This is a genomic window from Mucilaginibacter myungsuensis (assembly GCF_015222005.1).
GTDB classification, from domain to species: domain Bacteria; phylum Bacteroidota; class Bacteroidia; order Sphingobacteriales; family Sphingobacteriaceae; genus Mucilaginibacter; species Mucilaginibacter myungsuensis.
This window is the reverse complement of the sequence record NZ_JADFFL010000004.1, coordinates 1-12573: the sequence shown is the minus strand read 5'-3', so window position 1 is coordinate 12573 and position 12573 is coordinate 1. Positions and strand designations below refer to the sequence as shown.

General features: G+C 45.2%; 13 protein-coding genes. 3 read left to right on the top strand and 10 right to left on the bottom strand.

What is annotated here, in order from left to right; genetic code table 11:
* Window position 1 precedes the first annotated feature (1 nt).
* The 5 genes from nhaA to IRJ16_RS11225 form a co-directional block, all read right to left on the bottom strand.
* Complete coding sequence (gene nhaA / locus IRJ16_RS11245) at window positions 2-1147, bottom strand: Na+/H+ antiporter NhaA (RefSeq protein WP_194111681.1); 1146 nt, start codon at window positions 1145-1147, stop codon at window positions 2-4.
* Between the two features lie 49 nt (window positions 1148-1196).
* A complete protein-coding gene (locus IRJ16_RS11240; RefSeq protein ID WP_194111680.1) occupies window positions 1197-1991 on the bottom strand; it encodes a hypothetical protein in 795 nt (264 codons plus the stop codon).
* 152 nt (window positions 1992-2143) lie between these two features.
* Window positions 2144-4207, bottom strand: a complete 2064-nt coding sequence (locus IRJ16_RS11235; protein ID WP_194111679.1) for a M56 family metallopeptidase — start codon at window positions 4205-4207, stop codon at window positions 2144-2146.
* Window positions 4204-4584: a BlaI/MecI/CopY family transcriptional regulator gene (locus IRJ16_RS11230; RefSeq protein WP_194111678.1), complete on the bottom strand. Its 381-nt coding sequence runs from the start codon at window positions 4582-4584 to the stop codon at window positions 4204-4206. The genes IRJ16_RS11235 and IRJ16_RS11230 overlap by 4 nt, the downstream gene beginning before the upstream one ends.
* Window positions 4585-4749: 165 nt before the next feature.
* Entirely contained in the window at window positions 4750-5130 is a 381-nt protein-coding gene (locus IRJ16_RS11225) for a hypothetical protein (RefSeq protein WP_194111677.1), read from the bottom strand.
* A 108-nt stretch (window positions 5131-5238) separates the two neighbouring features.
* Here IRJ16_RS11225 and dprA point away from each other — a divergent pair, with 108 nt between their 5' ends.
* Complete coding sequence (gene dprA, locus IRJ16_RS11220) at window positions 5239-6339, top strand: DNA-processing protein DprA (protein ID WP_194111676.1); 1101 nt, start codon at window positions 5239-5241, stop codon at window positions 6337-6339.
* A 126-nt stretch (window positions 6340-6465) separates the two neighbouring features.
* Here dprA and IRJ16_RS11215 read toward each other — a convergent pair whose 3' ends face one another.
* The 5 genes from IRJ16_RS11215 to IRJ16_RS11195 all read right to left on the bottom strand — a co-directional run bounded on the left by IRJ16_RS11215 (window position 6466) and on the right by IRJ16_RS11195 (window position 10907).
* Window positions 6466-6942 carry a SixA phosphatase family protein gene (locus IRJ16_RS11215; RefSeq protein ID WP_194111675.1) on the bottom strand — a complete coding sequence of 159 codons (477 nt, stop codon included), beginning with the start codon at window positions 6940-6942 and terminating at the stop codon, window positions 6466-6468.
* A gap of 15 nt (window positions 6943-6957) precedes the next feature.
* Entirely contained in the window at window positions 6958-7596 is a 639-nt protein-coding gene (locus IRJ16_RS11210; RefSeq protein WP_194111674.1) for an outer membrane beta-barrel protein, read from the bottom strand.
* A 35-nt stretch (window positions 7597-7631) separates the two neighbouring features.
* Window positions 7632-8594 carry a glycosyltransferase family 9 protein gene (locus tag IRJ16_RS11205; RefSeq protein ID WP_194111673.1) on the bottom strand — a complete coding sequence of 321 codons (963 nt, stop codon included), beginning with the start codon at window positions 8592-8594 and terminating at the stop codon, window positions 7632-7634.
* Complete coding sequence (gene rfaE2 / locus IRJ16_RS11200) at window positions 8595-9095, bottom strand: D-glycero-beta-D-manno-heptose 1-phosphate adenylyltransferase (RefSeq protein ID WP_194111672.1); 501 nt, start codon at window positions 9093-9095, stop codon at window positions 8595-8597.
* Window positions 9096-9233: 138 nt separating this feature from the next.
* Complete coding sequence (locus tag IRJ16_RS11195) at window positions 9234-10907, bottom strand: DNA polymerase/3'-5' exonuclease PolX (RefSeq protein WP_194111671.1); 1674 nt, start codon at window positions 10905-10907, stop codon at window positions 9234-9236.
* 15 nt (window positions 10908-10922) lie between these two features.
* Between IRJ16_RS11195 and IRJ16_RS11190 the strand changes: the two genes are divergently transcribed.
* The gene (locus IRJ16_RS11190) at window positions 10923-11645 is read left to right on the top strand and encodes a hypothetical protein (RefSeq protein ID WP_194111670.1); all 723 of its coding nucleotides are present in this window, start codon (window positions 10923-10925) and stop codon (window positions 11643-11645) included.
* A 46-nt stretch (window positions 11646-11691) separates the two neighbouring features.
* Window positions 11692-12348, top strand: a complete 657-nt coding sequence (locus IRJ16_RS11185; RefSeq protein ID WP_194111669.1) for a flavodoxin family protein — start codon at window positions 11692-11694, stop codon at window positions 12346-12348.
* The last annotated feature ends 225 nt before the right edge of the window (window positions 12349-12573 follow it).

The following is a 12573-nucleotide window of genomic DNA, read 5'->3' as shown; positions in this document are numbered from 1 at the left end:
TTTATATACGTACGTTTTTGGGTTTTAGTATTTTTTTGAGGTAGATATAGCCGATGGTCCCCGCTGCTGCAGATGCGATCAGGATGGCTAACTTTGCTTGTGCGTTATACAAAGGCTCGTCAAACGACAGGAACGACATGAAGATGGACATGGTGAACCCGATGCCTGCCAACAAGCCGATCCCCGCCAGCATCCGCCAGTTCACACCATGCGGCAAGTGACCTATCTTTGCTTTAACGCACAGCCATGATGCGGCCATAATACCGATCGGTTTGCCGATGATCAACCCGGCGATAATACCAACGCCCAACATGCTCGTAATGCCTGCCGCCATATCGCTGGTGAAATGGATGTTAGTATTTGCGATCGCGAACAGCGGCATAATGACAAAAGCCACCGGTTTCTCTAACAAATGCACCAGGTCTTTCAACGGCGAGCCTTTTTTTGACGCGTAAGGGATAGCCATAGCCGTCAATACCCCCGCAACGGTAGCGTGTATGCCCGAGTGATGGATAAAGTACCACATCACCACACCGGGGACGATGTACCATACGGTTCGTTTAACACCCAATTTATTCATTATTAGTAAGGCAATAAAAATGCCCGACCCAATAAAGAGGTTAATGAGATGTATATCCGTAGCGTAAAAAATAGCGATCACCACAATGGCCAACAGGTCATCAACTACAGCAAGGGTGGACAGGAATGCTTTTAAAGCAGGCGGTACCAGTTTGCCCATAAGAGATAGTACACCCAATGCAAAAGCAATATCGGTGGCCATAGGGATGCCCCAGCCGTTTGTGGTGGCCGTGCCGCGGTTCAGTAAAGTATATATCAGGGCAGGTACTAAAGCTCCGCCAATAGCGGCCAATACGGGTACCGAGGCTTTTTTAAAACTGGATAGATGCCCGCTGATCATCTCTTGTTTGATCTCCATCCCCACAAAAAAGAAGAAGATGGTCATCAAACCGTCGTTTATCCATTCCAGCACAGATGCGTCCAATATCCCGGCATCCACCCGAAAAGCCAGCAACGTGTTGAAAGGACCAGCCAACGGGCTGTTAGCGATCAGTAAGGCGATCAGTACACAAAAGATCAAGATAACGCCGCTCGCAGAGTCGGACTTGAAAAGGGCGGATAGTTTCATTAAAGCCGCGCATTTTAACAGGAAGATGCGCGGCAAATATAGCAGATCTTTACGGCTTAGGGGCTAAAGTGTATTCGCCTTTAAGGTAGGTAGTAGTATTCAGGTCGGCATTCATATCGGTCTGTACCCCGTTCGGATAATGATATACCACAGGCACGCTACCTTTATTCGCTTCCACCTGCCCTACCAGTTTGATCTGATAAGCGAATTTGCTATGGTGACTGGTAGAAAGTCCAAGATATTTTAGCGGTATCAGCATCTCGCAAGTATAGTGGGCATATTTATTAAAGCGTTGCGCTACCTTGATGCCTTCTCCGTTATATACCGATATTGTTTGATCCGGGATACTTTTAAGATTGGTTACTTTGATGGTTTTAGCAGTTGTAGATAATAGGTCATTAGCAACCTTGATCAACGAGTCTGTCCGTTGTTGCGCGGTATCCCGTTGACCGATCTTTTGGTAGGTGGTCTTTAAGCCGGTTTTACCTAATATCAAATTGGCTTCGTTAAAACTAAGGTCGGGAAAATTTAGGCAAGGTTGGTCATCGGCAGCTTTTCCAATTAAGACTGTAAGGGCTATCCCTACATACAGGATCTTATGGATAACCCGGGAGTCAGTAACTTTTACGGTGAGGTATAAATACTGATCATTATTAGCCAAGGTGTACTGTAAGCCCGTGGCCTTATTGTCGGCTTCGAATTTACTGTCAAATTCTTCCGACTTACCGTCTATCTTGACTATATCAGGGATCAATATGCGGTTTTCTTGTACGTTGGGTAGTTTTTGGGCTTGAGCGGTGGCGGTAAAAAGTAATGAGCTAAAAAAGAAAGTAAGGTATTTCATAGGCAGCTTAGGTTAATTAGTATTTGATAGTAACAAGGCAGGCGAATGTTAGCCTTAAGGTATTTGGTATTAAGCGATCAGTCCCGGCAGGTCCTTTTCGTCCAATTCTGAATTACGGAACTGATCGCTTTGTAGGTGATAAGGTTTAGGCATTATTTGCTTTTGCGTACATAACCACGTATAACTGTCTCTGATAAAGAGTAGCTTTTAAAATTGTTGGGCGTGTAAGGCTCGGGCGTTAAAGTGCTGGTGGTTGGTAGCACTACAGGCTGTATATCGTTGCCACTATCGTTCTGCACTGCCAGGTTAAAACTTATAGGTAAGGTAAAATTTAGATCTTTAGGGAAACCTGCCGGCGCGTTCCATGCTTTTAACGCTCTGATCACTTCCTGATCTATCTCGTCGGTTATACCACGTAACAGTTTGTAATTGGTGATCTTGTTGTCATCATTTACGTTAAACACTATAAACACTTTGCCCTGATGGCCGCGTTCGCGGGCCACTGAGGGATATTTGGTGGTCATTTCAATAAACTTATACAGTTTGGGCAACATTTTCTGTAACGAGTCCATGGCTGCGGCGGTGGCCATGGCTTTTTTTGATTGCCCTTTTAAAGTAGTGATCAGTATAACACCATAGCGGCCGGCGTCACCATACATAGATATTGCAGCGGCATCCTTCAATATTTCCATACTTGCTATATCTTCTTGTTTGATCACAGAAAGCGGACTTTCGTTGTTGCCGATAACATTGTACCCGTATGAACTTGAGTTTTCCTTGGTCAATCTAACGCCGTCAACAACATATATCGGCGATGTTGGCGTTAAAAACTTACTTACATCCAAACCTAAAGAACGATATTGCGAATTTACCTGTTCTTGGGCTTCTGTCTCGTCTTTGGCTTTACCTTTTACTGTCGTTATCAATATCACCCCATGTTTACCTCTCTCACCGTATAAGGACATCGCGGTACCATCTTTTAAAATTTCCATGCTGGCAATATTCTCCTGTGGGATGAAACTCAGCGGACTTGCTCCGTTCCCAAATGTCTTTATACCATAAGTAGCCGCGTTTTCTTTAGTAATGGTAACGTTGTCAATAACATAAAGCGGCGAGGTAGGGCCTAAAATGTTTTTTAGCTGATCATCGACCTTTTTGGTGGTAGTTTTCTGAGATGGCTTGCTTTTGGCCTTAGGTAATGTATCGGTCACTGATCGCAGATCTGGATCAAGCTGTTTAAGTTCGATATCCCTTTCTGAAATATTCGTGGTCATCGCGAAAGCCGGTTTTGACTTTAGTAAAGCTTTAGGCGCTATATCAAGCACGTAATGATCCTTGCTAAAACCTAAGGTAGATAAACAAAGCATGCCTGTTGTTAGCGGCACTGCTACCAGGTATTTAAGCGTGGCTAAACTGCCCGAGCGTTTTTGGTGTAACATCATAATTCGATCTTTTAATAGGTTTTTTGTAAAGAAATTATTCGCCGGGGCTATGGCCGGTAGCCCGTAAGCATTGCGGATAAGGAAGTCGGTATAGCGGTCAACATCATCTTTTTCGGCCGCGATGGCGCGGTCGACTATGTATTCGTGCAGTTGTTTAATACTGTGATGGATAAAATATACGGCAGGGTTGAACCAGCAAACGATCTTCAACACCTCGATGTACATAATATCGTAACTATGTTTTTGGCGGATGTGCACCATCTCGTGCCGTATAATAGTGTCCGACGATGCCAAACCTCTACTGATAAAAAGATAGTTGAAGAATGAAAAGGCGTGGTCATCCTCATCCAGGCGGATCAGATCAATGTCGCCCATCTTTTCGGTGCGGCCTTTACGCGCCAGACGTACCAATTGCATTATCCTGAATATCAATCCAAACGCCATAACTGTGCCTACGGCAATGTAGATCCACAAATAATAATTTATCGGCTCTACAGGTTGAGCATTGGCCAGATCATCACGGATGATGATGGGATAAGCCGGCATCCCTGTAGTGAGATCTGAAGCTGTAGTGATCGCGGGCTCAATGATCTCCACCGCAGGTTTCAGCATCCCTAACTCTAAAAAAGGGATAGCAAAAGCCAGCAGCGTGGTACCAAGCAGATACGCCCTGCTTAACTGATAGTGGGTATCCTTACGCATCAGCAAATAGTAGGCTGCAAAAAATAGGGCCAGGTACAAATTGGCCTCTAACAGGTATTTTATCCAGCTCATGGCTTCCGGTTTTTAAGGTCCTCGGCCAATTGGGTCAACTCTTGCAGCTCCTCAAGGCTTAAGTTTTTCTCCTTCACTAAAAAGGATACCAGGCTTTGGTACGAGTTGCCAAAATAACTGTTCATCATTTTATCGAAGGTGAACTTTTTATAATCAGCCTCGGGCACGGTGGCAAAGTAAACATGCGAGTTACCGTACGACTTATGATCGATGAATCCTTTACCCTCCAGCACCCGCACCACGGTAGACACGGTGTTGTATGCGGGCTTTGGCTCAGGCATCAGATCTATAATATCCTTAACCATGGCATTGCCTAACTGCCATAAATGCTGCATCACTTGTTCTTCGGCTTTGGTCAATTCTCTCAGGTCTTTCATAACTGGCGAACTATTTTTGTAGTTTGGTTAAAATAAAGGTCGAAACTATTTAGGTAGTTTGCAAACTATTTTTGTAGTTTTTTAACCGTCTGTTAAACAGTTAAAAGCAAAAAGCCCGTTCCGGATATCAGAACAGGCTTTTCGTCTCGAAAAAAAATATTTTATTTAATTGCTACCCGGAGGGGTAGGTGGTGTTGGCGGCGTGGCCGGTTTCTTTTTGAACAAGTTCAGCGGGTTTGGCGGGGTAGGTGGCGCACCCGGGGCGGCTGGTGCTGCCGAAGGCGTTCTGCTTTTGTCCGCTTCTACCTCTTTAACACGTCTGTTATGTTCGTCTTCCACATTTTTTTTAGCTTTTTTAAAGAATGGATTTATTTTATTCAATACCTCTTTAGGAGATGGTGGCGTAGGGGGGGCACCCGGAGGGCTTGCCGGTTTTGGCGGTTCTTGCGCAAACAGGGCCGGTACACTTAAGCATAACGCGGTGGCCAAAGTAGCCATAAAAACGCGTTTGCGCACCGGGGTAGTGTTTTTGATGTGATCTTTCATAGTGTTGTGTTATTTATACTATAACTTAAAATTAGGCGATAAATTATTGAAAAACAAACTTCCTAAATATTTTAGCATTTGATCTGTGGTGATTATCTTTAGCCCGATATGTCCTTATTGCACCAGTTAGCGCTCACATTTATCAAAGGTATTGGCCCCGCCTACGCCCGTAACTTAATTGCTTATGCAGGCGATGCCGAAGCTGTTTTTAGGCTCCCGCCGTCTCGTTTAAAGAATGTATCCGGCATTGCTGATAAGCGCGCAGGGATGTTGGCCGACCTTAAAACGCCCTTGCTAAGGGCCGAGGAAGAATTGAAGTTTATGGAGCGCAATAAGGTAGAAGCCATTTACTGGACCGATCCCGCGTTCCCCAAACGGTTGAAAACTTGTGATGATGCGCCGTTACTCTTATTCCACAAGGGAACTGCTGATCTAAATATGCACAAGGTGATCAGTATAGTAGGTACGCGCAAGGCTACCGACTACGGCCGCATGCTTTGTGAGCAACTGATAGACGAAATGCAGCAGTACGATGTGCTGGTAGTAAGCGGGTTGGCTTTAGGTATAGATACCTTCGCTCATAAAGAGAGTCTGAAAAATAATGTACCGACCGTAGGCGTGTTGGGGCATGGTTTCGACAGGATGTACCCTGCACCCAACCGTGGTTTGGCTGATAAGATGCTGGCAAAGGGTGGGTTGCTAACAGAATATCCGTCGGGCACGGTCCCCGGTCCGGAGAATTTCCCTGCCCGTAACCGAATTGTAGCAGGCATGGCCGACGCGACCATTGTGGTAGAGGCCAGCATTAAAGGTGGCGCGCTCATCACGGCCGAAATAGCCAATAGTTATAACCGGGATGTGTTCGCTTTTCCTGGACGGATCAACGATGAGATGTCGGAGGGGTGCAACTTCCTCATCAGGAATAACAAGGCAGGCTTACTTAGTTGTATGGCCGACCTTGCCTTTATTATGGGTTGGGAAAAAGCAAATGCCGGGCATCCTAAAGAGCAACTGATGCTGCCGATAGACCTATCCGCCGCCGAGCAGCAGATCTTTGCCGCCATCCGCCAAAATATGAACCCGATAGCTATTGACGACCTTGCCATCCGTATCAATATGCCAACAAGTCAGTTGGCTATGAATTTATTGAATATGGAAATGCAGGGATTTATCCGCTCGTTACCGGGGAAGACTTATGCGATCAATTAGTGTGCTTGCGGAGAGTTTTAACCACAAAGTACATAAAGAGAGAAGCCACAAAGGATTTGCATATCGTCTATAAAGCTATGTGCCCTTTGTGAAAAACCTTTGTAGTTAACCGGTCATTAAAGGTAATTATCTTCCTTTCGGCGAACCATACCAGGCCAACTTGCCGGTATCCGAGTGCACCATCTCCCATTCGTCAAAGTCGAATCCGATCAGCGCTATATCGCCGGGCGACATATCGCGCGGCTCGCCGCTTAGCTCGTACAGGATCTGGCTGATGCCGGGGTTGTGGCCTACGAGGGCTACAAAGCTATTATCGTCTGATAGTTTATTAATGACACGTAATAGGGCGTGGGTGTTAGCTTCGTAAATGGTTTTATCTTCGGTAAAACGGGTCACCTCTAATATGCCGGCAATTATTTGGGCTGTGGTTTTGGTCCGTAAGGACGGACTGATCACAAAAAGCTCGGGTAGCAACTGGGCTTGTTTTAGCGCGTCGCCCATGTAAGCGGCATCTTCTTTTCCGCTTTCGGTAAGCGGACGGTCAAAGTCATTAATATCGTGGCTACCCGCTTTGGCATGCCTGATCAGCATTAGTTTTTTCATGGAATAGTATAAGGTTTAAAATACCAGGCCTAAGGTCATGGTAAACTGCCTGTTGTAAACGCTTGTGTAGCCCGCATCCTTTAACGTTTGCGACGCGATATTATACAGACCCAGATCGTAACCCAAATTGAAGGTCAGTCTGTTGTTCAATTCAAGCCCACTCACAAAGCGTAAGCCGCCATCGTAAAGCTGAAAATCGGCATCGTTGCCAAAAGTCACCTTGTTGAAATTATCGCTGCTTGGCGTTTCGTAATGAATAGACCCCGAAAGTCCCTGAGCCAGATAGCCTCCTGCACCCAAAACCACATCGCCCAACGTTTGTACATGGAATTTACGGATCAGGGCAACTGGTAACTCAATATAACGTAGCTTATTAGTGGTGGTGAGCGCGTCTTCCTCAAAAATGGTCCCTTTGTTTTGAAAGCCGACACCCGTACGGATGAAATATTGTTTCAGTACAGGTATGTACACCAATGCCTCGGCATTAAAAGTACGGATCGCGGTGTTACCGGTTACACTGGGGTTATTGATGCTTTGGATACCTAACCCACCGCCGGCATTTATACCGTAGTGCAGTTTGCGGTCCAGTTGCGCATAACTGTTGGTAGCGCCGGCAAAACAAAATATCAGGATGTAAAACAGTAGCTTATTCATCTGTCGGCTAATGTGGCAAATTTTAGCAATAACCACTAATTATTTACAAAATTTACGATGCTTTGCTCATCAATATCGTACATACACTTAAAATGCCCTTGGGGGCATTTAGCCAACCCGAATTTAGAGCATGGCCTGCAAGATAGCTCCACCCCGGCTACCAGGCTTTTATCGATCTTATAAGGCTGTACGCCCAATAACTCGGGGACGGTGCTTCCCCATATCGATGCGATCGGTTTGTTAAACGCCTCGGCGATATGTGTAAGGCCAGTATCGAAACCAATGATACTTTCTGCGTGGGACACTAAAAAGACAGATTCATCTAAACTGGTCACACCACAGGCATCATAAGCTTTTGGTCCTAACGCTTTGGCGATCTCTTCGGCATTGGCTTTAACGTCTTTGCCGCCTAATAGTACTACAGGCAGATCCAGTTGTTGGCAGATGCTGATCACTTTTTCATTCGGCATGCGCTTGGTAAAATGCGTAGCACCTATAATAAACGCCACAAATTTTTGGTGCGATGCGGGCAGCAGATCGCTTAGGTTATGCTGTTGTTTAACGTAATAGTCGATAGGCAAACCATCGTTAACCACGCCTAATGGCGCGGCTGCTTTCAAATACCGGTCAACCAAATGTATCGGCTCAATGGTTTTGAGTTTGAATTTTAAACTCAGCCATTTTTTAAAGCGTTGTTTATTGTATGTGGTCGACTTGACGCCGGTTCTCAGCTTGATGATAGACGTGCGCAGATTACTATGCAGGTCGACGATATGATCGTATTTTTCGGCCTTGATATCGGCAATGGTCTCGGATAGCGAGCCTTTCAGCAACAGGAGTTTATCCAAATAGGGGTTGTTGTCATAGATGTATTTAAAGATAGGTTTGGTCAGAAAATGCACCTCGGCGTTGCGCACCTGCTTTTTAATGCAGCGCACCACGGGCGTGGTATAAATAATATCGCCCATAGAGCTAAAGCGGATGACCAGTATCTTCATCTATTTTACGTCCCTTATTTTACGGATAATGGCTGTAGACGAAAAGCCATCTACAAAACTGATCACCTCCACATCGCCACCATTGGCCATTACTTCTTCAGCACCTACAATGGTCTCGACGGTATAGTCTCCACCTTTTGCCAATACATCGGGCATCAAAGTAGTGATCAAGTTTAATGGGGTATCCTCCTCAAATATCACTACGGCATCAATAAACAACATGGTAGCTAACAACAAAGCACGACTATCCTGATCATTAACCGGGCGCTCCGGGCCTTTCAATCGTTTTACCGATGTGTCCGAATTTAAGCCGATGATCAACTTAGTTCCCAAAGACGCCGCATCTACCATATAAGTGATATGCCCGATATGCAGCAGATCAAAAACGCCATTAGTAAACACCACCTTTTCGCCGGCAGCTTTCCATTCTTCTACCCGGGTTTTGAGTTTAGGCAGGGTAGTTATTTTGTTTTTGATCGTGTCCTTGATAGCGGTGTTCATGGGGTAAATATCGGATATATTATTCTTTCGCGTGTCATTGCGAGGAACGAAGCGATCTCTACACACAAAGGTCAGTTATTTAGATCCGCTCTGCTAACGTAGAGATGCTTCATTCCTCGCAATGGCGTGTTTTTTAACTTACTTCTTCTTACTCTTAAAAAACGCATCGATCTCACCGACCGACATCGTATTCAAGCATTTATCCTTGATCAAACCTCCTTTACGGCCCACCAATACACCATATTTCATATCGTGGAAACCACTGGTACGGTGAGCATCGGGATTGATAGATAGCATCACACCTTTATTTAAAGCGTACTGATGCCAACGCCAATCAAGATCCAAACGGAGCGGATTGGCATTGATCTCGATGACCACGCCATTGGCTGCGCAGGCGTCGATCACTTTTTGATGGTCGATCGGGTATCCTTCGCGACTTAATAGTAAACGTCCGGTCGGGTGACCAAGGATGGTGGTGTAAGGATTTTCGACCGCTTTAATGATACGGGCTGTTGCTTTATCCTCACTCATTTTTAAATTGGAGTGCACCGACGCGACGATAAAGTCGAAGCGCTGTAATATCTCATCAGGATAATCTAACGAGCCATCGCCCAAGATATCCGATTCGATACTTTTAAAAATATGGAAGCCTTCCAATTTTTTATTCAGATGGTCAATTTCTTCGTGCTGTTGTAGTACGCGTTCAATGCTTAAGCCTTTGGCATAAACAGCGCTCTTGCTGTGGTCGCAAATGCCCAGATATTCCAACTTTAAGTTATCACGACAATAAAGCGCCATTTCTTCCAGCGTGTTCACACCGTCGCTCCAAGTGCTGTGGTTGTGGAGTGAACCTTTCAGGTCGAATTGATTGATCAGTGTTGGCAGTTTTTTATCACGGGCAAGGTCTATGTAACGGTCGTCCTCGCGCAGCTCGGCAGGTATATACTCCAGCCCTGCTTTATGGTAGATCAGTTCTTCGCTTTCGGGGATATCCAGCGGTACGGCGATCCGCGAAAGGACAGTCTCAATGTGTTTATCCGTCCCCGTTTGCATAAATAAGGTCTGGTAAAAATCCATTTTGGTTACGCAAACCAGGTCAACCAGTAAGCCGCTTTCTAATTCGCCATTCAAATGGTCGCCGTTGTGGACCACATTATTTAATATGCCCGAATTATTAAGTGTATTGATCAATAATTCCTGATCGCGACTACCAACAACCAGCACCAGTTCGGTAATGATCTCGCAACTACGACGGTATTCGCCTGCAAAGCAGATCAGGGCGCTCGGAAGGGTATCTTTTAGTAAGGTGATCAGTTTTTCGGCTTCCGGCTCTACTTGCGCATACAAGAATTTGCCATTGCTCGCCATCCGGTATTCGATCACCTTGCGGATCTCTTCCTGCGTTTTAAGACCGAAGCCTTTAGCCTCGATCAAGCGGTTCTCGTTACAGGCATAGTATAACTCGCCAATGGTCTCTATACCCAGATCATGCCAAATAATGGCGATCTTTTTAGGGCCAATGCCTTTGATACCCAGCATCTCTACAATGCCCTCTGGTGTTTGGGCTAATAGCTCCTGCATCTCGGCTATTACGCCTGTCTCTAATAGTTCGACTACTTTAGAGGCGATGCTTTTGCCCACGCCATCTATCTTCTCCAGTTCGGCCAAGGTTTTACCCGCCAAGGCGAACGGTAGCTTATCCAACTTAAAGGCCGCGTTGGCGATGGACTTGATCTTAAAGGGGTTAACCTCGTGCAGCTCCATCAGTTGCGACATCAGGCGGAAAGTACGGGCAATAGGTTTGTTTTCCATGTTATAATTGATGGCGTGAAAATACTAATTGACGTTTATAACAGGGTAGGTGTGGGGAAGTTTTTAGTTGAATTGCTACCTTTATATATGCTACCTGAAATTGACCAGACCATATTCAACCAAAACCTTTTGCTGACCCAAGCTTACTGCGAGTTGCAATTGCAGAAGCACTTCGAAAGCAATGCAAAGGTATTAAGAAGCATCAACCCGATATTCGATGGTCGCGAGTTATTTGCTTTTAACGATGACGGGCCACAACTATATACAGCCACAAAATGGAATACTGATCTTTCGGGTAAATATCTTTCGGGTAATTTTACCAAGGTGTTTGAAAACCAAATGGCCTTTAAAAGTGAGAAAGTAAAAGAGGTTGATAAAAATAAAATATATAAAGGAAAGATCTTGCTGACTGAAATTGAAAGGGTGTTGCCTGATGGTGCTTCTGAATATTGGACAGAAGGTTTTATTGACGAGATAGATTGGCCGCCTATAGATACCTGGTTTTATAAGGCGTATAACAGGGAAGGTCTTGTTGTTTTGTCGTGGATACCAGAAGCGTTCGTTGATATCACCGAGGAAGGTATAGCTGTAAATGCTTTAGATGTGCTGTATTGGTACAATGGCGAACGACTGTTGGAACATCAACCCCAATACGGTAAAATATCGTCTATTTCGGCCGGTACGGGCCAGTTCTCTCAAAGTATCGTTAAAAGCTTTTTTAACTTTTTTAGATCTTAGTATCTTTTATGCTGAACAAAGCAAGACAACCTCATGTTGTTCAAACATGAAAGCACTCATCATCAACTGCACGCTGAAACCATCCCCCGAGTTCTCTAACACCGACGCGCTGATACAAAAAGCGGTAACGCAATTTAGAGATCTGGGTGTTGATACGGAAGTAATCCGCCTATTGGATTATGACGTTAAATTCGGCACCGAAAAAGATATGGGTAACGGTGATCAGTGGCCGCTCATCCTGCAAAAGATCAAAGATTGCAATATCTTCATTATCGCCACACCGATCTGGATGGGACACATCGCTTCGACCGCGCAACAAGTGATCGAGCGTTTGGACGCCATCTTTCATGACGAGGACCTGTCTGATCCCGATGATGGTCAGTTCTTTCCTTATAGTAAGGTAGCTGGTTGCCTGATCACCGGTAACGAAGATGGCGCGCATGCTTGTGCGGCACATATTTTATGGGCCATGCAGGAGAGCGGATTTACTATTCCGCCTAACGTTAACGCCTATTGGACGGGCTTGGCAGGTGCCGGTAAAGATTATGTAGAAGCGGGAGGGGAGAAATGGTGGTTCACTAATTATACGTTGAGGTATATGACCAGTAATTTAGCCTGGTTCGCTAAGTTGTTGCAGGATAACCCGATACCGACGGATCTGAAGGCGTTAAAGGAATTGGCGAAAGCGGAAAGCCCGAGGTAGTCGACGTTCCATTATACACATCGCGTTATTGCGAGGAACGAAGCGATCTCTACACTTGAAGGTCGCTTTGCATAGCCACTCTGCTGTCGTAGAAATCGCTTCGTTCCTCGCAATTGTAAAGGTTAACTAATTCGGTAACAGAATTAGCTTAAAAAGAGTTAAGCTAAAACGTTATGCGGAACATTAATAATGACCTTACCCTAAAGCGGAACTATCTAAGTAAGT